The following is a 21,425-nucleotide window of genomic DNA, read 5'->3' on the forward strand; positions in this document are numbered from 1 at the left end:
GTCAGGCGTCGGGCCAGAGGCGGCCGGCGTCCACGACGACGTCGGCCCGGGCGCGGGTGGCCCGGACGAGCCGAGCGTTCGCCTCGTCGGGACCGGCGGCCCAGTCCTCGGCGGCCTCGGGCGTCATGCCGAACCGGACGTGCCGGGCGACGAGCCAGCGGTGCCGCTGCTCGGCCGGGGTGTCGACGAACCACACCTCGTCGAACGCCGAGCGCACCCCGGGCCACGGCGCGAGCTCGGCCAGCAGGTAGTTCCCCTCGCTGACCACGACCTCGACGGACGGGTCGACCTCGACCGCGCCGCCGATCGACTCCTCGACGCCGCGGACGTACTCGGGGGCCCACACCGTCGTCGCCCGGGACCGCAGCCGGTGGAGCAGGGCGAGGTAGCCGTCGGCGTCGAAGGTGTCGACGGCTCCCTTGCGGTCGAGGCGGTCGAGTCGGGCGAGGGTGGCACCGGCGAGGTGGAAACCGTCCATGGGGACGACGACGGCGCGCACCCCGACCCGCGTGAGGCCTTCGACGACGGACGCGGCCGCCGTGCTCTTCCCGCCGCCGGGCTCACCCGCGACGCCGATCAGGGTGCGGACGGGCGTCGGGGCCGAGCCGACGGCAGACGCGAGGCCTGCGGAGGAGCCGAGCCGCGCCTCCTGCGTCCGGGCGTGGACCGCCAGGGCCCGGGCGACGAGCTCGTCGACCGAGCCGAGCGGCGTACCGGTCACTCGGGGCGGCCGGCCGAGCCGGGACGGGTGCCCGCGTCGTCACCGACGTCGGCGGTGCGCAGCTCGGTCAGGGCGGCCTCGCGGCGCGACCGGCGCCAGGCGAGCAGCGCGTGCAGGGCGATCGGCACGACCGACAGCACGACGAGCACGACGGCGAGCACGTCGATGTGGTCGCGGATGAACGGGATGCCACCGAGCAGCGAGCCGAGCACCGTCATGCCCACGGCCCAGAGGAAGGCGCCCGTCACGTTGAAGAGCAGGAACTTGGGGTACCGGTAGCCCGCGGTCCCGGCCGCCAGCGGGACGTAGGTGCGGACGATCGGGACGAACCGACCGAGGATCAGGCTCGTGCCGCCGTACTTCGCGAAGAAGGCCTCGGCACGCTCGAGGTAGGCCGTCTTGAGGATGCGCGCATCGTCCGTGAACAGGCGGCGGCCGAAACGGTTGCCGAGGAAGTAGCCCACCTGGTCGCCCAGCACCGCGGCGACGAAGGCGCAGAGCGCGATCACCCAGACCTGCAGCCCCAGCGCCTCGTGCAGCACGCCGGCGGTGAAGAGCAGCGAGTCGCCGGGCAGGAAGGGGAACAGCACGCCCGACTCGATGAAGACCATCAGCGAGATGCCGGCCAGGGCCCAGGGGCCCAGGGCGGGCAGCAGCTCGTCGGGGTTGAAGAGGACGAACCCCCCGCCGGTCGAGGCGGGCAGGGCGGCGAGCAGGGTGTCGGCGATCACGAGGGACGACTGTAACGGGTCGACCCCGGGACGAGGCGTCCACCGAGCGGACCATGCCGTCATCCGCAGGTCTCGGCCGGGCGGGGGATGCCCCCGGACACCCCACGCCCCTAGCCTGGGGCGATGCGGACACCCCTCAGCATGCCGACGACAGGACGCACGCGATGATCGAAGCCCGGAACCTCACCAAGATCTACGGAGACAAGCGCGCGCTCGACGACGCCACCTTCACGGTCCGCCCCGGTCTCGTCACCGGGTTCCTCGGCCCGAACGGCGCCGGCAAGTCCACCACCATGCGCATGATCGTGGGGCTCGACCGCCCCACCAGCGGCAGCGTCACGGTCAACGGCAAGCGGTTCGCCGACCACGTCGCCCCCCTGCACGAGGTCGGCGTCCTGCTCGACGCCAAGGCCGTGCACACCGGTCGCAGCGCGCACGACCACCTGCTGGCCATGGGCGCCACCCACGGAATCGGCAAGAAGCGCGTCGACGAGGTGATCGCCCTGACCGGCCTCGAGTCGGTCGCGAAGAAGCGCGTCGGCGGGTTCTCGCTCGGCATGGGCCAGCGCCTCGGCATCGCCGCCGCGCTGCTCGGCGACCCGGCCACCGTCATCCTCGACGAGCCCGTCAACGGCCTCGACCCCGAGGGCGTCGTCTGGGTGCGCACGCTGGCCCGCTTCCTCGCGAGCGAGGGCCGCACCGTGTTCCTCTCCTCGCACCTGATGAGCGAGATGGCGCAGACCGCCGACCACCTCATCGTGCTCGGGCGGGGCAAGGTGCTCGCCGACTCCCCCATCTCGGACGTCATCTCGCAGGCCTCGGGCGACGCCGTCCGCGTCCGCAGCCCGCACGCCGACCACCTCGTCTCGCTGCTGCAGGGGCCCGACGTCGCCGTCACGGCCGTCGAGCCCGGCGTCGTCGAGCTGCGGGGCATCACCGCCGAGCGGGTCGGCGACCTCGCCGCCTCGTCCGGAGTCGTGCTGCACGAGCTCACCCCGCTGGTCCGCTCGCTCGAGGACGCGTACATGACCCTCACGCAGGACTCCGTCGAATACCACGCAGGAGGCGCGGCGCGAGGCAGCCACGTCGCCCCCGACACGCAGACCCCCCAGGGAGCGACCCGATGACCGCCACGACCCCCACCCGTCACCGCGACCGGCCGGCTCGCCCGACCTCGAAGCTCACCTTCGGCGGAGTGCTGCGCAGCGAGGTCATCAAGCTGCGCACGCTGCGCTCGACCTGGTGGTGCCTGTCGATCATGGTCGTCATCATCGTGGGCTTCGGCGCCTTGTTCGCCCTCAGCGCGGGCCTGTTCCAGGCCGGTGAGGCCAGCACCGAGCAACAGCAGCAGATCGTCGCGCAGTCCGTCTCGGTCGGCGTGGTCTTCGGCCAGCTCGTCGCTTCGATCCTGGGTGCCCTGGTGATCACCGGCGAGTTCGGCACGGGCATGATCCGGTCGACCTTCTCGACGGTTCCCAAGCGCCTGCCCGCGGTGATCGCCAAGCTCGTGGTCATCGCGGTGACGCTCTTCGTGGTGTCACTGGTCGCCCTCGTCCTGACCCTGCTGATCAACAGCGCGATCCTGCCGTCGAACGACATCACGGTCGACTTCGGCGACGGCGCCCTCTGGCGGAGCGTGCTCGGCGCCGCGGCGTCGATCGCCTTCACCGGCATGATCGCCTTCTCGCTCGGTGCGATCATCCGCAACGGTGCCGGTGCCATCGCGGCCTCGGTCGGCCTGGTCTTCGTGCTGCCGATCATCGTGCAGATCTTCACGGCGTTCGTCGACGCCGCGTGGGTCTACACCCTGGCCGAGATCATCCCGCCGAACGCCGCCGCCCGACTCTACGACTACGTGGTCTCCGGCCAGTCGGCGATGACGCTGCCGAGCCCCGACGGAGCCCTCGTCCTCGAACCGTGGAGCGCCCTGCTGGTGCTCGTCGGGTGGGTCGTGGTGCTCTTCGGCCTGGCGCTCGCTTTCGTGAAGCGACGCGACGTCTGACCGACCCGCACCGCGCCTCCTCGGGGTGACGGCGGGACGTTCGTGACGGATCGGGAAGAACCGGACCGTCTCGTACGTTCGGTCGCACAGGCACACCCGCCGTCACCTCCGAGGAGCCCCATTTGAGCATCGACCCCTCTCCCCCGACGACCGTCGGCGACAGCCGATCCGGCGTGACCGCGACAGCGGGCGCCGACCACGACCAGGCCGGCACCGAGGCCCGCAACAAGCTCGTCATCGGGCTGCTGCTCGTCTCCGCCTTCGTGGTGATCCTCAACGAGACGATCATGGGCGTCGCCCTGCCGAGCCTCACGCGCGACCTCGACATCACCGTCACGGCGGGCCAGTGGCTGACCACGGGCTTCATGCTCACCATGGCCGTGGTCATCCCGATCACGGGTTTCCTGCTGCAGCGCTTCAACACCCGCCCGGTGTTCATCGCCGCGATGAGCCTGTTCAGCCTGGGCACGGCGATCTCGGCGATCGCTCCCGGCTTCGGCGTGCTGCTGCTCGGACGCGTCGTGCAGGCCTCGGGCACGGCGATCATGATGCCGCTGCTGATGACCACCGTGCTCACCCTCGTGCCGCCGGCCACGCGCGGACGCACGATGGGCAACATCTCGATCGTCATCTCGGTCGCCCCGGCCATCGGTCCGACGATCTCGGGCGTCATCCTGAGCGTGCTCGAGTGGCGCTTCATGTTCATCCTCGTCCTGCCGATCGCCCTCGCCGCGCTCGCGCTGGGCGCCGCCCGCGTCAAGAACGTCACCACACCGAAGAAGGTGCCGCTCGACGTCACCTCGGTGATCCTGTCGGCCTTCGCCTTCGGCGGCATCGTCTTCGGGCTCAGCTCGATCGGCGAGGGGGCCGAGGCCGCCGTGCCCGCCTGGGTGCCGCTCGCCGTCGGCGTCGTCGCCCTCGTCGCGTTCGTGCTGCGTCAGCGTTCGCTGCAGCGTCGCGACCGCGCCCTGCTCGACCTGCGTACGTTCTCGTCGCGCACCTTCACGATCTCGGCGTCGGTGCTCGGCGTCGGCATGATCGCCCTCTTCGGCACCCTGATCGTGCTGCCGATCTACCTGCAGAACGTGCACGGCCTCGACCCGCTCGCCACGGGGTTGCTGCTGCTGCCCGGCGGTCTCGTCCAGGGCCTGCTGTCACCTGTCGTGGGACGTCTGTTCGACAAGTACGGCCCGACCGTGCTGCTCGTGCCCGGCACCGCCCTCGTCAGCGCCGTGCTGTGGTTCATGTCGACGGTGTCCGAGTCCACGCCGATCCCGATGGTGCTCGGCGCCCACGTCGCCCTCAGCATCGGCCTGGCCTTCATGTTCACGCCGCTGTTCACGTCGGGCCTCGGGTCGCTGCCGTCCCACCTGTACTCGCACGGCAGTGCCATCGTCGGCACGGTGCAGCAGCTGGCCGGTGCCGCCGGCACGGCCGTGTTCGTCACCGTGATGACCCTCGCCGCCACCGCGGCCGCCAGTCAGTCGGGCGCCGGAGCCGCCGCGACCGGAGCCGGCGTGCGCGCCGCGTTCCTGGTCGGCGCGATCATCTCGGTGTTCGCCGTCGTGGGGTCGTTCTTCGTGCGGCGGCCGCCGGTCGTCGAGGGGGCCGAGCCGGTCGTCGCGCACTAGCCGGTCGCGGCGCGGCCGTGCGACGCGGCTGTGCGACGCGGCCGTGCAACGCGGCTGTGCGACGCGCGCAATGTGCCGCGCGTCGTGCGTCGTGTGTCCTGCGTCCTGCGTCCTGCGTCCTGGCTGACGAATGGCCGATGGTCGGTGCCTCCCACTCCGGGAGGCACCGACCATCGGCAGTTGATCGCCGTGTCGGTCGGCAGTGAGGTCGTGGGCCGTCGCGTCACCGACGGGTGGTTCTGCGAGGGCGACTGCGCGATGGCACCGGGAGTGGGCTCTCCGCCACCCGCGCCTCCTTCACCTCCGCGGGTGCAGGCAACTCCTGCCCTGGGGTGCGCCCCGCGTCCAGGTCCCGGTCTTCTCGGCCCGCACCTCCCCGGAGTCCTGAGTTCCCAGCACGCGCCTCCTCGAGCTGGCTGGTTCCTCGACGTGCGGGCCGACCCGGACACGGACTTCGAGCGGGGGTAGCGTCCGTGGACGTGCAGATCATGCAGAGTTGCAGACTGCGCACTCGTCGTCACGCACCACCGGGAGGCCGACCCATGACCAGCTCACCCACCACCACACCGAGCGGCGCCCCGGTCGGAGGCACGCGCAGCCTCGTCCCGGCCCGGATGGACCGTCTGCCGTGGACGAGGTTCCACTGGTCGATCGTCGTGGGCCTGGGGTTCTCGTGGGTGCTCGACGGGCTCGAGATCCAGATCGTCGCGTCGGCCGGGTTCCAGGCCGACCTGGGGCTCACCGCAGCCGAGGTCGGTCTGCTGGGCACGATCTACCTCGTCGGCCAGGTCTTCGGGGCCTTGATCTTCGGACGCATGGCCGACAGCCTCGGGCGCAAGAAGCTGTTCATCCTGACCCTGGCGATCTACCTCGTGGCGAGCGCCATCGCGGGACTGTCGCCGAACTTCGTCTTCCTGGCCGTGTTCCGGTTCTTCGCCGGGGCAGGCATCGGTGGAGAGTACGCCGCCATCAACTCGGCGATCGACGAGCTCATCCCGTCGAAGTACCGGGGTCGGGTCGACATCGCCATCAACGGGACGTACTGGGGCGGTGCGGCCCTCGGTGCGACGGCCAACATCTTCCTGCTGAACCCCGACCTGTTCGCCGAGGACGTCGGCTGGCGCATCGGGTTCTTCATCGGCCCGGTGCTCGGGCTCGCGATCATCTACCTGCGCCGCCACATCCCCGAGAGCCCGCGGTGGCTGATGACGCACGGACGCGAGAAAGAGGCCGAGGCGACCGTCGACGACATCGAGGCCCGGGTCGAACGCGACAAGGGCACGGACCACCTCGAGCCCGTGTCGGACGACCAGGCCATCGAGGTGGTCGCCGCAGGGCGGATCGGGTTCGGGACCATCATCCGGACCCTGGTGCACGACTACCCGAAGCGCACCTTCGTCGGCGCCGCGATGATGATCACGCAGTCGTTCCTGTACAACGCGATCTTCTTCACCTACGCGCTCGTGCTGCAGAACTTCTACGGCACGAGTCCCAGCAGCACGCAGTACTTCTTCCTGATCTTCGCCGTGGGCAACCTGCTCGGACCGCTCGTGCTGGGCCCGCTGTTCGACAGCTGGGGTCGGCGTCAGATGATCTTCCTGACGTACGCCGTGTCGGCCGCCGTGCTGGCCGTGTCGGCGATCCTCTTCCAGGCGGACGTGCTGAACGCCGCGACGCAGACCGCGTTCTGGAGCGTCTCGTTCTTCTTCGCCTCGGCGGGGGCCTCATCGGCGTACCTGACCGTGAGCGAGATCTTCCCGCTCGAACTGCGGAGCCAGGTGATCGGGTACTTCTTCGCCCTCGGGCAGATCGTCGGTGCCGTCGCTCCCAGCTTGTACGGCGCCCTCGTCGGGGACGGCAGCGATCGAGGGCCGCTGACGGGCGGGTACTTCCTGGGCGCCGGCGTCATGTTGGTCGGCGGTGTCATCGCACTGATCTTCGGTGTCGACGCGGCCCGCAAGTCGCTCGAGACGATCACCACGCCCCTCTCTGTCGTCCCTTCGTCGAAGGAGTCGCCGCGGCGCTGACGTGGCTGGGTCGGGTCGGGCGGGGCCCGGAGGGGCCGAGCCCGGCCGTCCCCCACTTCACCCCTTCGGCATGTCCTGACCGGTGAGCCGTCGAGGAAGCGCCAGCCGCCAGAGTCTGCGACCCCGGGGCCCGAGCACCCGCGGCAACGAGGAGTTGCCGGCATCCTCGACCGGACGTGGACCGCCCGCCGTGTGGACCAGTGCGTCGATCGCCTCGGCCGTCGACCGCCACCTGTCCCGCACCATCTCGGCGCTCGCCCGGAACGGGACCCGACCGTCACGGGCGATGTCGGCGTCCTTGACCCGGTCCTCGTGGAAGCGCCGCTCGTGGTGTGCTCGACCGTCGGTCTCGAAGCCGATAATCCCGTCGACCACCATGTCGATGATCTTGCTCGTCCCCGCGATGGGAACTTGACGCACGACATGGCGTCCTGCGCGCCGGAGTCTCGTTCCGGCGGCGCTCTCGAGGATGCTCTCCGCGCCTCCTCCACTCCACGCGACGAGGCCGGCAGCGTCCGCCCTCTTCCGGGACAGCACCTCGGCGGCGTCGTCATCGTCATGGAGGATGCCCGCATCCCTCGCCCAGTCGACGAGGATCACCGCGTCCTCGAAGGATCGTGCCTCGACGACCGCCCGAGCCAGGGCGTCGCGAGGATCGACCGCCCATGTCGAACCCCGGCCGCTCAGCTCGACGGGGTCCCACACGACTCGGACCCCACGACGCCTCCGGAGGCGCGAGGCCGTCTCGGGCACCGACACCGTGACGGGTGGTCGGCGCGACGACCACGACCACGCTCCGAGCAGGTGGAGGGCGGACGCACCCGTGAGCCGGCCGCCGACGGCCACCGCGATGTAGCGGGGGTCGTGGGTCGGCCACGTCGAATACCACCCCCGCCGGGGTCGGCTCACGCTGCGGGATCGAACGGCGGCGGTGAGGTGTCGGTCGGTCGCCCCGTGGGCCACCAGGTCGCGTTTGTGGAGCACCCCTCCGGCGGACGACACCAGTTCGGCGATGGTGGTCATGTCCACGAGCGTGGCCGAGTCTCGGTCACCGTCCCGTCCGGATGCCTCGTGTCGGGGACGGTCGGCGGGTCCAGCCCCCTGTGGACGAGACGACTTCGAGCCGGTGCAACCTTCCACGGTCTCGGCGGGCACGTCGTCGCGAACTCCTGGCCCCTGCCCTGCCCGCGTGCGGCCCGCGGGAGGCGGCGGGCCGGCACCCGCCCGTCGCCAGGAGTTGTCGACCGTGCTGGTGAGGCGCCGGGAACTCCTGCAGGGCGCGCGCCCATCGTGACCAGATCGCGACGGGACGGCCTGGGGACTGCAGCAGGCAGGAGTTGCCACCAAGGGCCGGGGGGGTGGTGGCGGCCGCAGTGTCCAGGATGCACCTCACGACGGGGCGGGAGGCGAGACGAGGCGTGACAGGAGGAAGGCGTGACAGGGGCGGGAGGGGTGACAGGGGCGGGACGGGACGGGACAGGGGCGGAGATCAGGAGATCGACACCGCGGGGGGCATGCGCGCGAGGTCGGCGCCGATGCCGATGTCGACGAGGACGATGTGCCCGGCCCGCTCCGCGCCCGGGCTCACGAGCAGCCCGACCTTGTGGCCACCGAACGTGACGGTGACGTCCGCCGGAAGCACGAAGGGCGGATCAGGGAGCGCCCCGTCGTCCACTCCCATGCCGCTCGGAACGTCGACGGCGACCACGCGTGGAGCGAGCGCCGCAGAGGCGCCCGCCGGGGCTGCACCTCCACCCGGATGCGATGCCGCATCAGTCCCTGCGCCCGTCCCCGACGCCAGAGCCGTGCCTCCACTCCCCGTCGCACCCGCACCCGCACCCTGCGTCGCATCCGCGACCACCGGCAGCACCGCCCGCACGACGCGCAACGCGTCTCCCCGCAGCCCCGCACCCCTCGAGCCCGTCCCCACCAGCCCGTCGAGCACCACGTCGTACCCGGGCAGAGCTGCCGCCACGACGGCAGGATCGCACCACGCTTCGGCGTCGTCGAGGACGGCCCCTGCCGCGAGCGCCGCGGCGAGGGCGGCCTCGTGCACCCGCGACCCCACCGGCACCACGGTCACCGTGCCGCCCTGCGGCACGAGCTCGCGAGCGAGCGACTCCCCGGCGTAGAGGGTGTCACCCCCGTTGTTGCCGCTTCCGACGAGCAGCAGGACCCGACCCGCACGACCGTCCCGAGAACGCGAGGAGGCGCGCACCATCTCGCGCACGACGCCCGTGAGTCCGTCGGCAGCCCGCCGCATCAGGGGTTCCCCCGCCTCCAGATGCGGGCGCTCCGCCTCGCGGATCTGTGCCGCCGTCCATGCCTCGACCATGCGTCCAGCCTCCTCTCCTCCCCCGCCGAGGGACCGGGCCTGCGTGGTCGTGGCCCACCTCCGACCGAGCCGAGTCCTGGTCACCCTTCGAACCCCACGCCGCCGATCTCCGTCCGCTTCGTGCCCGACGCGGGACCCGCCCGTGCGGCACAGACCGAGTCGGCAACTCCTGAGCCGAGATGCAGCCGCGACCGGCCGAGCCGAACTCGGCAGGCACGGGCGGCGCCGAGGAGGAGTTGCCGACACCGAGCGAAACACGACCCACGAGACACGCCCCACGAACCACGAACCACGGACCACGGACCACGGACCACGAGACACGAGACACGAGACACGAGACACGAGACACGAGACACGAGACTCGGCCCACGGCCCACGAGACACGGACCACGACTCCTCGGACGAACCCCACGGCGAGCAGCATCGAGACGCCGCCCCGCGAGCAGAACGAGCAGAACGAGCGCAGCGAGCACTACGACCACAACCTGCACGGGCCGCACGGCGCTGCCAGACTGTCGGGATGCGTGCGACCACCCCGAACCCCGTCGACGGCACCGAGATCGCCTACGAGGTCGACGGTGAGGGCCCGCCCTTGCTGCTCGTGCACGGCTCGGGCCTCTCGCGCGGCACCTGGCGGGGCCTCGGCTACCTGCGCGACCTGCAGCGCGATTTCACGGTGGTCGCCCTCGACATGCGCGGCCACGGCAAGAGCGGCAAGCCCCACGACCCCGGGTCGTACGCGATGGACCTGCACCGAGGTGACGTCGGCGCCGTGTTGGACGCGACCGGCCTCGAGCCCGCGCACTACGTCGGGTACTCGTTCGGCGCCCGCATCGGGCTGTCGATCGCGGCGCACGAGCCCGAGCGCCTCCGCACGCTGACCACGATCGGCGGCAGCTGGGCCCCGATGAACGGCAACATCGGCGCGACCTTCACGCCCGACTGGCACGACGCCCTGACGACGGGCGGCATGGCCCGCTTCGTCGACCGCTGGGGCGAGACGATCGGCCGCCCGATCGACCCCGAGACCCGTCTGGCCTTCATGCAGGACGACCCGATCGCCCTGGCCGCCTTCTTCACCGCGGCCGAGACGGGTGGCGGACTCACGATCCCCCAGCTCGACTCGGTCGAGGTCCCCACGCTGCTGCTGGCCGGCACGCGCGACGTCGACCGCCACCGCGAGTCGCAAGAGGCCGCCCGCCGCATGCCCGCCGCCGTCTTCTACTCGCTCGTCGGCCAGGACCACGCCTCGTCGCTCCTGCCCGTCGACCAGGTGACCGACCTGCTGCGCACCTTCCTCGAGACCGTCGACGCCTGACGCCCGCCCTGCCGGGTCGTCGACCAGGAGGCGCGGCGCCAGAGCGCAGGACGCCCCGGGAGGCGCGGCGCCAGAACGCAGGACGCCCGAGGAGGCGCGGCACGAGAACGCAGGACGCCCCGGGAACGGCCCCCGGCGCGCGCCCGCGCGCGGCGGCTGCGAGAATGGACGCACCATGGGCATCAGTCGGCGAGCGTTCTTGACGGGGTCGGTCTCGGGGGCCGCGATCCTCGTGCTGTCCGCCTGCACGACGGGGCCCCCCGCGCCGACGGCCAGCCCCACCCCGTCCGCCACCACGCCGACCCCCACCCCGACTCCGACGCCGACCGGGTCCGGCACGGTCGTCCCCGCCGCCTTCCGCCGGAGTTCGTGGAGCGACGACCCCTACTCGCTCGGGGCGACGAGCCACCTCACCCCCGGCACGTCCGACGCCGGCCGCCGGTTGCTCGGCACCCCGCTCGACGACCGGCTCTTCTTCGCCGGTGAGGCCGTCGCCTCGACGATGGGTGGCACGGTCTACGGGGCCCGCCAGTCGGGCTTCGACGTCGCGGCACAGGTCGCCGAGGTCGCCGCGGCCGACGAGCGCATCGCCGTGATCGGCGCCGGCATCGCGGGGGCGACCGCGGCGCGTTCCCTGGTCGAGCGCGGCTACGACGTCGTCGTCGTCGAGGCCCGCGGACGGGTCGGCGGCCGGGTGCACAGCGTGCACGACGACGACTGGCCCTACCCGGTCGAGCTCGGCGTCGGTCTGCTCGAGGGCCCCGAGTCGGTGGCCCTCCAGGCCGCCCTCGCCCTCGCCCGCGTCCGGACCCGTCCGCTCGACGACACGGTCGAGGTGCGGACGTCCGACGGCGCGGTCGACTCGCTCGGCGACGCCGCCGACCGACTCGACCAGGCCGCGTCTTGGGCAGACGCTCGCTCCACCACGACCGACGCCGACTCCGGCACGAGCGTCGCCGACGCCCTCGCCGGGTCCGGGGCCGACCAGGTCTCGGCTCTGCCCGGTCCCGACGGCGTCTCGGACGCCGACCGTCTCGCCCTCGTGCTCGACGACCTCCTCCCGGCTCGCTGGGGCGCCGAGGCCGACGACCTCGCGGTCTCGGCCCTCGGCGACGACCCCGCACGCGACCTGCTGCCCACCAGTGCCTCCGTGGTGACGGGTGGCCTGTCGGGCTTCGTGGCGGGCCTGCTCGACGGCCTGGACGTCCTCCGCGACAGCAACGTCGTCCGCGTGCAGTACGGCGACCAGGGCGTCGGGCTGCGACTCGCCACGGGCGAGTCGCTCTCGGTCGACCGTGCCGTGTCGACGATCCCCCTGGGGGTGCTGAAGACCGGCGTCCCCGAGTTCTCACCGGAGCTGCCGTCCACCCACACCGACGCGATCGAGGCCCTCGGCGTCGGCACGCGCGAGGTGCTCTGGCTGCGCTTCGACGAGGCCTTCTGGTCCACCCAGGCCACGGTCTGGGCCGTGATCGACGACGACGCGCCCTACCGGCTCTTCGTCAACCTGATGCCGGCCACGGGAGCCCCCGTGCTGGTCGCGCTGACGGGTGGCGACGCGGCGACCGAGGTCGACGCCCTCGACGACGACGCGGCGGTGGCGGCGGCCATGCGGAGCCTGGCGCCCTACCTCGACCTCGTGGCCGCCGGGTCCCCCGCGCCCACCGACGAGCCGACGGCCGACCCGACGTCCTGACCCGCGCCTCCTGGTCCCTCGACGGCAGGAGGCGCGGTGCGTGTCGTCGACGCGGCCCCGCGACCCTGCCGGGCCCGTGCGTGCGGCCGCACGTGGCTGAGCGCGACGAGCGCGACGAGCACGCCGACGATCGTGCCCAGCGCGATGCCGTTGTAGAGCAGGAACTCGCCCGGCCAGGTCACCTGGGCCGGGTCGAGGAAGAAGTACGGGTACCAGCCGACGTCGGCTCCACGGACGATCGTGAACACGCCCCACACGAGCGGGAAGACGAGCACGACCGACAGCACCCGCCAGCGCACCCGTGGCCGGTCGGGCCCGAGAACCCAGTCGACGAGCACGAACGTCGGGATGACGAAGTGCAGCAGCTGGCTCGACCAGGGCACCTCGATGCGGTAGTTGTGACTCGCCGACTCGGCGACGATGATGCCGAACACGATGCCCGACACGATGACGTAGGTGCTGACCAGGGCGTGCACTCCCGCGAACCAGCCGGGTTCCTGGCGCCCGCGCAGCAGCATGACTGCCGCGATCGCGAGCACGACGACGTTCGCCATGTTGCTCTGCTGGGTGAAGTAGCTGAAGTAGTTGATCGAGCTGAAGGTGCTGAACCCGAGCACGTAGACGAAGTCGGCGACGAGAGCGACGACGCCGACGGCGGCCGCGAGCAGGCGTAGGACGCCGACGATCCGTCGCACCGTGTCACGCCCTCCGGATCTGGTCGGCTGCGGTCTGGGGAAACGTCGATCGTACTAGGCGCCCACCGGACGCTCGACGTGACGAGGCCGGGCCCGTGCGTCGTGACGACGTGCGGGCCCGGCCTCGGTGCCTCGGCGTCGCACCGCAGCGCGACACCGTGCCGATCAGGGGATCAGCTGGGGATGTAGTTGAACTCGTCCGGGTTCGGGCCGGTGCGCTCGTCCTTGTTGAGGGCGGTGATCGCGGCCACGTCGGCGTCGGTCAGCTCGAAGTCGAACAGGTCGAAGTTCTCTTCCACGCGCGACCGGGTGACCGACTTGGGGAAGACGATGTCGCCCCGCTGGATGTGCCAGCGCAGCGTGACCTGGGCGGTCGACTTGCCGACCCGCTCGGCGATCTCGGTGATGGTCTCGTCCTTCAGCACGCCGCCCTGGGCGATGGGCGACCAGGCCTCGGTGTGGATGCCCTTCGAGACACCGAACTCACGCAGCGCGTCCTGCGTCAGGTACGGGTGCACCTCGATCTGGTTGACGACCGGGACGACCGAACCCTCGTCGAGGATGCGCTCGAGGTGGGGCTGCTGGAAGTTCGAGACGCCGATCGACTTGGCGCGACCGCTGGCGTGGATCTCTTCGAGGGCCTTCCAGGTCTCGACGTAGTCGACGTCGATGCCGGGCAGCGGCCAGTGGATGAGGAACAGGTCGACGTAGTCCTGCTTGAGGGCGTCGAGCGTGCCGTCGAAGGCCTTCAGGGCGTCGTCACGCTTGTGGAAGCCGTTGTTGAGCTTCGAGGTGACGAAGATCTCGCTGCGGTCGATGCCGCTCTCGGCGATCGCCTCGCCCACGCCCGCCTCGTTGCCGTACATCTCGGCGGTGTCGATGTGGCGGTAGCCGACCTCGAACGCGGTGAGGGTGGCGTCCTTGGTCTCGGCCGGGTCGACCTGGTAGACGCCGAACCCGAGCTGGGGGATCTGGATTCCGTTGTTCAGGGTGATGGTGGGGATCGTGGTCATGTGTAGAGCCAACCACTCACCCCCGTCACTTCTTCCGAGGAAGCACTGGTGCGCGTACCCCGGGCGTGTTACAGTCATGAGTCGCTTGGGGCTCTCTTCTCACAGAGTCCCCGTGCGGTGCCGACCGAGTCCACACCGGTGCACCGCCCGAAAAGCCTCGCGAGACGACCTCGCCGGATGCGCACGACGACCACCGATCATCGTTGCCCTACTTCTCCGGCCGCCGTCACCGCAGGCCCGACCACCGCCGTCAGGCGGACCACGACCGCCCATCCGGCGCCTCGTGCCACGGATTCTGTCGCAACACAGAGCACACATCGAAATCGAGCATCATGAACGACATCATCAGCATCACCGGCACGGTCACGACCGCGCCCACCCTGACCACCGCCCGCCTCGTCGAGTTCGTCGTCGTCGACGACCGCGGCACCGAGTTCGCCGTCCGCGCCTGGCGCGACGACGTCACCACCGCCGTGCGCGTCGGTGCGTCCGTCGTCGTCGACGGCGCCGCCGGCTGGGTCATCCCCGGCCGCAGCTGGCGTCACGAGCCGAGCCGCACCATCGTGCAGGCCTCCTCGGTCGAGGCCCGCGAGCTCGCACTCGCGGCCTAGTTCGCAGCGCCTCCGGGCGCGACGACCCGAGGAGGCGCGGTGAGGCTGTGAGCCGCACCGCGCCTCCTGCGGTCCCCGGCACCACGACGACGGGCCCGGCCACCGAGAGGTGACCGGGCCCGTCGCGCGCCGTCCGAGGGCTGCGGGGTCAGAGACCCTGGGCGCGGACCAGGATCGGCCGGTGGTCGCTGACGCCGGCCGGGAGCGTGACGACGTCCTCGATCTTGAGGTCGTAGCTCGTCGCGAAGTCGAAGTGGCCCTTGACGTACTTGTAGCCCAGGTAGGTCGGGGTCGAGCTGCGGGTCAGCACGAAGCCGTCGCGCTCGATGTGCTTGCGCAGACCGCCGTGGAACCACGGGTAGTTGAAGTCGCCCACCATCAGCATCGGCACGCCCGGCGCCAATGCGCGCATCAGGCGGTGCGCCGACTCCACCTGCTTCTTGCGCAGGGAGTTCGTGGCCGTGAGCGGGGCGGCGTGGAACGAGCCGATCAGCACGTCACGTCCGCTCTGTCGGTCGGCCAGGTGCATGGCCAGCAGTCGCTCGTGCGCCGGCGACATGACGCGGTCGTGCATCGACTTCTTGAGCGCGTAGACGTTCGTCCCCAACAACTCGAACCGGGAGCGGCGGTAGTAGGCCGCGAGCCCGAGACGGTTGTTGTGCGTCGACGCCGCGAGGGCGAACTCGCCGAACTCGTCGGGGATGTCCTTGGTGTCGGCCTCTTGCAGGCAGAGCACGTCGGCGTCGTTGTCCTCGGCGAGCGACCGGATCTCGCCCTTGGCCGTGTGCTCGCGCAGGTTGTAGCTGACGACGCGCATCGTGTGTCCGTTGTGTTCTGTCACGAGTAGCGAACCTAGTCCACGTCTGTTTCGGGCATGTGCAGGTTGGACGAACGGGGGGTGCCGGGTGCGGCGGACAGGACGTCCGCCGCACCCGGCACCCCCCGTCGAACGGTTACTCGCCGCGGTGGGTGCGGTCGGCGTCACCGGTGAGCGCTGCGCGGGCCGCGCGGCGACGGGTGGAGACGACGAGCGCGGCACCGAGCAGGGTGAGCAGGGCGGCCAGCGCGACCGGGCCGGCCAGCTCGGCTCCGGTGAAGGCGAGACCGGTCGTCGCGGCTGCGGCGGCGGGGCGAGGCGTCGACACGGCCGGGGCGGATGCGGCCGGGGCGGTGGGACCCGCCACGGGAGCGGCGAGCGCTGCGGGGTTCGTCGTCGGGGAGGCCGACGGCGTGGTGGGCGTGCCTGCCGCGGCGGCGACTCGGGCGAACCAGGCGTTCGAGGCGGACACGGCCTCGCCGGACTCGATGCCACGGGCCGTCACGGTGCCGACGTCGTGGTGGTCGACGTCACCGGCAGTGACGCCCGTCAGAGCGGCGGTGCAGTCGAAGGAGGCTCCGACCGCGAACGGGCCGGCCCACGTGACACCGGTCGCCGGGCCGCCGAGGGGCGCGAAGTCGCAGCTGAGTCCGTCGACGGTGCCGTTGGCCAGGACCTCGTCCGAGACCGTGACGTCGGCAAGAGCGTCGGCACCCGTGTTGGTCACGCGGTAGGCCAGCGAGGCGGTCCCGTCGGAGAGGACGACGGCGGCGGCGGCCGTGTCGGCCGCGTTGCCCCCGGCGTCACCCTTGGTGATGGTCACGGCGGGGACGGGGACGTCGCCGCTGCCTTCACCACCGGCGGAAGCCTGGGTCTTGGACGAGCTGACCGCGCCGGTGGTGGTGACGCCGCCGACGACGGTCGACACCGTCGCGCGGTTGGTGAACGTCTGGGCGGGCGTCGCGGTGCCGGTCGGCGCGGGGAGGCTCACGGCGATGTTGACGCGATCCTGCACGTTCACGACCTGTGCACCCCAGTTCACGGTGAAGCCGGCGGGCGAGCAGCTGAACGACGTGGGCGTGACCGTGACAGGGGCGGCGAAGCTCCCGTCGGCCTTGACGCGGACGGAGTCGAAGACGGCGGTGTCGCAGTCGTAGGTCCAGGCCTGGCCGGCGGGGACGACGTCCGTGGTCGTGGCCGAGTCGAAGGCTCCGAGCGGGGTGAGCACGTGCCAGGTGAGGAAGCGGGCGGCCGTGGACCGTCCCTGGTCGGCGGCGGTGTACGTGCCGTACTTGGTGGGCTGGTCGAGGCCTCGCATCACACCGGTCGGGGTGACGACGGTCGTGAAGTCGCGTCCGTCGTTCGTGGTCGACGTGAAGGGGGTGGGCACGCCCGAGGGAGTGGTGCGTCCCTCGAAGTCGGAGGTGACGAAGGCCTGGCCGCTGACGTTGAGGTGATCCTCGGCGTAGGCGGTCATCGTGAAGGTGATCACGTAGGGGCGCGTCCCGACGACGGTGGCGTCGGCCACGACTGCACCGGTGGCGGGGTCGCGGAGCGCGAAGTCGGTGGGCAGGTTCTTCAGGTGCTCGCTGAGCGTCAGCGTGAAGGTGTCACCGGCCATGGTGTCGTCAGGCACCTGCCAGGCGATCGTCGTGGTGAGCTGGGTCCCCTGTTTCGGCGTCGTCGGGGTGACCGTCACGTCCGTGATGGCGCCGTCGATCTCGGCGGCCCGGGCCGGAGCCGCGGTGCCGGTCAGGGCGGCGGTGCCGGCGAGGGCGAGGGTGGCGAGCAGCGCGGCGGACAGGCGCAGGGCCCTCCGCCCGCGACGGGGAGACCCCGCGAGGGTGAGCGAATGCATGGTGGTGCCTTTTTCGGGTGGGGTAGACGCGCGCCTCGACCTGCTCCCCCGGCGCCGTGTTCGGGTACGGCGCCGGGGTCGGGTGAACAGGGATCGTCACGTCTCGGGTGACACCCAAACTAGGGCCGGGGTCCTGACAGTGTCCACCATTCGGGGGACAGATCACCCGGACGAGGAACGGGCGACGCCGAAGGTCCCCCGAGCCACCCGCTGCGGGGGACGATCGACCCGTACCGGGGGGACGACCGACATGCGGTGCCCCGCGTTCGACCCCGTCGGCAACTCCTGCCTCCCGCCGCACCACAGGCCGGGACACCCGGACAGGCGAGCCGCGCCGCCGCACGGCGCAGGAGTTGCCGACACGGACGCGACCCCGTCGGCAACTCCTGCCTCCCGCCGCACCACGGGCCGGGACACCCGGACAGGCGAGCCGCGCCGCCGCACCGGGCAGGAGTTGCCGACGGTCGGGGACGAGAGGAGGCGGTGGTCGCCTTCGCCAGGGAAGGTGACCACCGCCTCGGGGTGGGTCAGGCCGTCAGGCCGCGGGTGCTACCCGCGCCACGGGAACCAGCCGTGGAAGAGGTCGCCGAGGGCGTTCCAGATCCACTGCAGGATGTCGCCGAGGCTCCAGCCGCCGGGGTGGCCGGGCTGACCCGGGCCGGGGCCCGGGCCGGGGCCCGGCTCGGTGGGCGTCTCGGGCTCTTCGCCCGAGGCGACCGTGAGGTAGGTGACCTGCCCGGTGTCGCCGTACGCGACGCGACCGAGGAAGGTCTGCTCGTAGGGCAGGCCCGTCCAGGACGCGGTCAGCGTCGCCGTCTCGCCCAGTCCGGCCGAGAGGGTGGCCGGGTCGACCGTGAGGCCGCCGACGGCCGACGCCGGGTCGAGCAGGTACGAGGTCAGCGTGTAGTCGAGCTGACCGGCACCGCTGTAGAAGTCGACCAGCAGGACGTACTCGCCCGCCGCGGGGGCGTCGAGGTCGATCTGCTCGTCCGCCGAACCCGTCGCCGAGGAGGCCGCGAGCTGGTCGGGCGCACCGTCGGCGCCGGCCGTGTACAGGAGCAGGTCGAGGTCGGCCGTGTCGTCGGCACTGTCGAGCACGAAGCGCGCGTGGGTGGTGCCCTCGGCGATCGTGACCGGCGTCTCGGCCGCCGCGGTGCCCGCCGTGCCCGAACCGGTCGTGACCTGCCCGGCGGCGAGGCCCTCGGTGGTGAGCGGCAGCTCGAGGGCGTCTCCGGCCGTGACGTCGAACGCCTTCTCGCCCGTGGCGCCCTCACCGGTCACCTCGGCCGGGGCCTGCAGCTGGACGGGGCGCACGGCGAGCGGGCTGCGCACGTCGTGGGTTCCGTCGGACCAGGTCAGGTAGCCGGTGGCGAACTGGTCGAGCGCGGCCGTCGTGCGGGTGAAGGTGACCGTGTAGTCCTGTTCCTCGCCCGCGGCGCCGAACGTCAACGTCGAGGGTTCGACCGTGGCCGTGACGCCGTCCATCTCGATCGGGGCGACCGTGTAGGTGCCCGCCTCGGTCGAGGTGACGGTGCGGGTGACCTGGGCGGTGCCGGCCAGCGAGCCGACGCTGATCGACGCGAGGTTGAGCGACGAGTCGGTGCCCTCGACGGTGTCGATCGAGTCGACGTAGGCCTGCCAGTCGGCCGGCCCGTTCTCGTAGAGCAGCCCCGGTTCGAGGAACGCGGTCGGGTCGACGTGCCCGGCGCCCTGGGCGAAGACGTCCTGGCTCGGAGCGCCGTCCTCGCCGACGAGGTCGTAGGCGGTCGTCATCATGGCCGATTTGACCTCGTCGGGGGTCCAGTCGGGGTGCACGCTCTTCGAGAGGTAGAGCGCGGCCAGACCGGCGATGTGCGGGGACGACATCGACGTGCCCGAGAGGAACTCGTACGTGCCGGGCTCACCCTTCGCGTTGGCGCCGTCGGCGAGGATCGCCACGCCGGGCGCCGAGATGTCGGGCTTCAGCAGGTTGCCGCCGTCGGCGATCACCGGTCCGCGCGACGAGAAGCCGGCGATCTGGGGGGTGGCGGGCTCGGGCAGTGCGCCCGGATTGCCGTCGAGCAGGGTGACGGTGGCACCTTCGGTGTCGGCGTACGCGTGGATCGCGTCGTAGTCGTCGGCGTTGAGGTGGACGGTGGGGACGGCGTGCTCGTCGAGGTCGACCGAGCTGCTCGTCGGGTTGACGAGCACCATGCCGATGCCGCCGGCGCGCTCGACCTCGGCCGACTTGGCCGTGCGGTCGTAGACGCCGCGGTCGCAGAGCACGATCGTGCCGGCGGCCTTCGCCGGGTCGAGCGTGTCCGGCGCGCAGAGGGTCACCGCGGTGGCGTCGGCCCCGGCGGCCGCGACGGCGGTCGACGAGACGAAGTCGCCCGTCAGGCCGTCGGTGCCGGTGGGCACGGTGATCGAGCCGCCCAGGTAGTCCGTGCCGTCGGCGGTCTGGACCGTCGCGCTGTAGCTGGGGATGGTCGACGCCGCGACCGTGGTGATCCACGGCGCAGCGTTGTCGGCGGTCGTCGCGGTCGGGCCGTCGTTGCCGGCCGAGGCCGCCACGAAGACGCCGGCCGAGGCCGCGCCGAGGAACGCCTGGTCGGTGGCCGAGAAGGTGCTCGTGGCCCCGCCTCCGCCGATCGAGTAGTTGATGACGTCGACGCCGTCGGTGACCGCGGCCTCGATGGCGGCGATCAGGTCGAGCGTGGCGCAGCCGTCGTCGTCGGTGGCGACGCGGTCGGGGCCGTCCCAGCAGACCTTGTAGGCCGCGATCTTGGCGGCTGGGGCGACGCCCGAGACGGTGCCGAACGAGCGGTCGCCGATGGTGGCCTCGACGTCGGCGTTGCCCGCGGCGGTCGACGCCGTGTGCGAGCCGTGGCCGTTGCCGTCACGGGGTGACAGGTACTCGCCCTGCTCCTCGGTGCCGATGTTGCCGACGCCGAAGCCGTCGACGAAGTAGCGCGCACCGATCAGCTTCGTGTTGCAGTCGCCCGCGTCGAACTGCACGCCGGTCTGGCACACGCCGGTGAAGGTGCCCCCGTCGCCCTTGGCGAAGACGGTCCGGTCGCCGTCGAGGTGGGGCTCGGTGTCGCTGGCCGACCCCAGGGGGTCACCGGCGAACGAGGCGTTGCCCGCCGCGATGCCCGAGTCGATGATGCCGACGACGACTCCCTCGCCGGCCTTCTCGCGTCCGCCGACGGCGTCCCAGACGCCGCCGTTCCCCTGGGCGTCGCCGAGGCCGAGGAACTCGGTCGACGGTGTCGCCTGCAGCTTGAGCAGCTCGTTCTTCGAGACGGCGGCGACCGAGGGGTCGCTCGCGAGCTTCGCGGCCTGGGCGGCCGTGAGGTCGGCCGCGAAGGCGTTCGTCGTGATGGCGTAGCTCGCCTCGACCGTCGCGCCGGCCGCCGCAGCGACGTCCTGCTGGACACCCTTCAGGTGCTCGGCGTAGTCCTGCACGGGAGCGCTCTGCGCGTCGAGGTCGCTGCCCTCGGGCACGGCGGTGCGGGCGAGGCCCGGTTGCCCGCCCTCGTAGGTCGCGGCCGCCGGCTCGCGCAGCGTGACGATGTACTTGCCGTCGGCGAACTGGCTGTCGCCCACGACGGCCGGGCCGTCCGCGGCGAAGGAGGCGGTGGCCGGCACCGCGACGAGGCCCGCGGCGACGACGCCGGTGGCCAGGAGGGTGGCGAAACCGCCACGGAGACGGGTGCGGGGCGGAGCGGTCGGCCTGCGTCGGCCGGATGGTGTGATCACGGATCGCCTTTCGATGCACGTCGTCCGGGACGTGCTGTCGGTGGTGCGCCGCGGCCCCGGGCCGCGGTCGATCCATAAGAACTACCTGTGAATGTCCGTGACCCTCTAGTGGGGGGCATGGCCGAAACCGGCCACTGACCGGCTTCGGCCAGAGAGTTCACACGAGGAGGCGCGGGTGGGGCACCGACGCCGTCCCCCCTTCGGCGGACGGTCGCCTCGCCGCACCCCG

General features: G+C 71.8%; 16 protein-coding genes. 7 read left to right on the top strand and 9 right to left on the bottom strand.

What is annotated here, in order from left to right:
• Position 1: 1 nt before the first annotated feature.
• Positions 2 to 721 carry a nucleoside/nucleotide kinase family protein gene (locus tag AC1MBW_RS03070; protein WP_480025397.1) on the bottom strand — a complete coding sequence of 240 codons (720 nt, stop codon included), beginning with the start codon at positions 719 to 721 and terminating at the stop codon, positions 2 to 4.
• Positions 718 to 1,452, bottom strand: a complete 735-nt coding sequence (locus tag AC1MBW_RS03075; protein WP_480025398.1) for a DedA family protein — start codon at positions 1,450 to 1,452, stop codon at positions 718 to 720. The genes AC1MBW_RS03070 and AC1MBW_RS03075 overlap by 4 nt, the downstream gene beginning before the upstream one ends.
• 164 nt (positions 1,453 to 1,616) lie before the next feature.
• Here AC1MBW_RS03075 and AC1MBW_RS03080 point away from each other — a divergent pair, with 164 nt between their 5' ends.
• The 4 genes from AC1MBW_RS03080 (at position 1,617) to AC1MBW_RS03095 (ending at position 7,112) form a co-directional block, all read left to right on the top strand.
• Positions 1,617 to 2,579 carry an ABC transporter ATP-binding protein gene (locus AC1MBW_RS03080; RefSeq protein WP_480025399.1) on the top strand — a complete coding sequence of 321 codons (963 nt, stop codon included), beginning with the start codon at positions 1,617 to 1,619 and terminating at the stop codon, positions 2,577 to 2,579.
• Positions 2,576 to 3,454, top strand: coding sequence for an ABC transporter permease subunit (locus AC1MBW_RS03085; protein ID WP_480025400.1), 879 nt, complete (start codon positions 2,576 to 2,578; stop codon positions 3,452 to 3,454). The genes AC1MBW_RS03080 and AC1MBW_RS03085 overlap by 4 nt, the downstream gene beginning before the upstream one ends.
• Positions 3,455 to 3,576: 122 nt before the next feature.
• Entirely contained in the window at positions 3,577 to 5,085 is a 1,509-nt protein-coding gene (locus AC1MBW_RS03090; RefSeq protein ID WP_369813665.1) for a DHA2 family efflux MFS transporter permease subunit, read from the top strand.
• A 542-nt stretch (positions 5,086 to 5,627) separates the two neighbouring features.
• On the top strand, positions 5,628 to 7,112 hold the full coding sequence (locus AC1MBW_RS03095) for an MFS transporter (RefSeq protein WP_054147275.1): 1,485 nt from the start codon (positions 5,628 to 5,630) through the stop codon (positions 7,110 to 7,112).
• A gap of 57 nt (positions 7,113 to 7,169) precedes the next feature.
• Here the strand turns inward: AC1MBW_RS03095 and AC1MBW_RS03100 are convergent, their stop codons facing one another.
• Both AC1MBW_RS03100 and AC1MBW_RS03105 read right to left on the bottom strand, forming a co-directional pair.
• Positions 7,170 to 8,135, bottom strand: a complete 966-nt coding sequence (locus tag AC1MBW_RS03100; protein ID WP_480025401.1) for a hypothetical protein — start codon at positions 8,133 to 8,135, stop codon at positions 7,170 to 7,172.
• Positions 8,136 to 8,601: 466 nt separating this feature from the next.
• Positions 8,602 to 9,447, bottom strand: a complete 846-nt coding sequence (locus AC1MBW_RS03105; protein ID WP_480025402.1) for an NAD(P)H-hydrate epimerase — start codon at positions 9,445 to 9,447, stop codon at positions 8,602 to 8,604.
• Between the two features lie 520 nt (positions 9,448 to 9,967).
• Between AC1MBW_RS03105 and AC1MBW_RS03110 the strand changes: the two genes are divergently transcribed.
• Positions 9,968 to 10,765, top strand: a complete 798-nt coding sequence (locus tag AC1MBW_RS03110) for an alpha/beta fold hydrolase (RefSeq protein WP_480025403.1) — start codon at positions 9,968 to 9,970, stop codon at positions 10,763 to 10,765.
• A gap of 175 nt (positions 10,766 to 10,940) precedes the next feature.
• Positions 10,941 to 12,461, top strand: coding sequence for a flavin monoamine oxidase family protein (locus AC1MBW_RS03115; protein ID WP_480025404.1), 1,521 nt, complete (start codon positions 10,941 to 10,943; stop codon positions 12,459 to 12,461).
• On the opposite strand, the gene AC1MBW_RS03120 is transcribed toward AC1MBW_RS03115, so the two are convergent.
• Both AC1MBW_RS03120 and AC1MBW_RS03125 read right to left on the bottom strand, forming a co-directional pair.
• Positions 12,392 to 13,156 carry a Pr6Pr family membrane protein gene (locus tag AC1MBW_RS03120; protein WP_480025405.1) on the bottom strand — a complete coding sequence of 255 codons (765 nt, stop codon included), beginning with the start codon at positions 13,154 to 13,156 and terminating at the stop codon, positions 12,392 to 12,394. The genes AC1MBW_RS03115 and AC1MBW_RS03120 overlap by 70 nt on opposite strands.
• A gap of 173 nt (positions 13,157 to 13,329) precedes the next feature.
• The gene (locus AC1MBW_RS03125) at positions 13,330 to 14,169 is read right to left on the bottom strand and encodes an aldo/keto reductase (protein ID WP_054147010.1); all 840 of its coding nucleotides are present in this window, start codon (positions 14,167 to 14,169) and stop codon (positions 13,330 to 13,332) included.
• A 332-nt stretch (positions 14,170 to 14,501) separates the two neighbouring features.
• Here AC1MBW_RS03125 and AC1MBW_RS03130 point away from each other — a divergent pair, with 332 nt between their 5' ends.
• On the top strand, positions 14,502 to 14,780 hold the full coding sequence (locus AC1MBW_RS03130) for a hypothetical protein (protein WP_054147011.1): 279 nt from the start codon (positions 14,502 to 14,504) through the stop codon (positions 14,778 to 14,780).
• 148 nt (positions 14,781 to 14,928) lie between these two features.
• Here AC1MBW_RS03130 and AC1MBW_RS03135 read toward each other — a convergent pair whose 3' ends face one another.
• From AC1MBW_RS03135 to AC1MBW_RS03145, 3 genes are all read right to left on the bottom strand, one after another.
• Positions 14,929 to 15,597 carry an endonuclease/exonuclease/phosphatase family protein gene (locus AC1MBW_RS03135; protein WP_054147012.1) on the bottom strand — a complete coding sequence of 223 codons (669 nt, stop codon included), beginning with the start codon at positions 15,595 to 15,597 and terminating at the stop codon, positions 14,929 to 14,931.
• A gap of 136 nt (positions 15,598 to 15,733) precedes the next feature.
• The gene (locus tag AC1MBW_RS03140) at positions 15,734 to 17,455 is read right to left on the bottom strand and encodes an Ig-like domain-containing protein (RefSeq protein WP_480025406.1); all 1,722 of its coding nucleotides are present in this window, start codon (positions 17,453 to 17,455) and stop codon (positions 15,734 to 15,736) included.
• 549 nt (positions 17,456 to 18,004) lie between these two features.
• On the bottom strand, positions 18,005 to 21,196 hold the full coding sequence (locus AC1MBW_RS03145; protein ID WP_480025407.1) for a S8 family serine peptidase: 3,192 nt from the start codon (positions 21,194 to 21,196) through the stop codon (positions 18,005 to 18,007).
• Positions 21,197 to 21,425: the final 229 nt, after the last annotated feature.

It is taken from the genome of Frigoribacterium sp. AP1 (assembly GCF_056680555.1).

Bases quoted from the DNA above. Each gene is read 5' to 3' on its own strand.
- AC1MBW_RS03110 (WP_480025403.1), top strand. From the start codon at position 9,968: ATGCGTGCGACCACCCCGAACCCCGTCGACGGCACCGAGATCGCCTAC.
- AC1MBW_RS03140 (WP_480025406.1), bottom strand. From the start codon at position 17,455: ATGCATTCGCTCACCCTCGCGGGGTCTCCCCGTCGCGGGCGGAGGGCC.
- AC1MBW_RS03095 (WP_054147275.1), top strand. From the start codon at position 5,628: ATGACCAGCTCACCCACCACCACACCGAGCGGCGCCCCGGTCGGAGGC.
- AC1MBW_RS03115 (WP_480025404.1), top strand. From the start codon at position 10,941: ATGGGCATCAGTCGGCGAGCGTTCTTGACGGGGTCGGTCTCGGGGGCC.
- AC1MBW_RS03130 (WP_054147011.1), top strand. From the start codon at position 14,502: ATGAACGACATCATCAGCATCACCGGCACGGTCACGACCGCGCCCACC.
- AC1MBW_RS03080 (WP_480025399.1), top strand. From the start codon at position 1,617: ATGATCGAAGCCCGGAACCTCACCAAGATCTACGGAGACAAGCGCGCG.
- AC1MBW_RS03100 (WP_480025401.1), bottom strand. From the start codon at position 8,135: ATGACCACCATCGCCGAACTGGTGTCGTCCGCCGGAGGGGTGCTCCAC.
- AC1MBW_RS03135 (WP_054147012.1), bottom strand. From the start codon at position 15,597: ATGCGCGTCGTCAGCTACAACCTGCGCGAGCACACGGCCAAGGGCGAG.
- AC1MBW_RS03105 (WP_480025402.1), bottom strand. From the start codon at position 9,447: ATGGTCGAGGCATGGACGGCGGCACAGATCCGCGAGGCGGAGCGCCCG.
- AC1MBW_RS03125 (WP_054147010.1), bottom strand. From the start codon at position 14,169: ATGACCACGATCCCCACCATCACCCTGAACAACGGAATCCAGATCCCC.
- AC1MBW_RS03085 (WP_480025400.1), top strand. From the start codon at position 2,576: ATGACCGCCACGACCCCCACCCGTCACCGCGACCGGCCGGCTCGCCCG.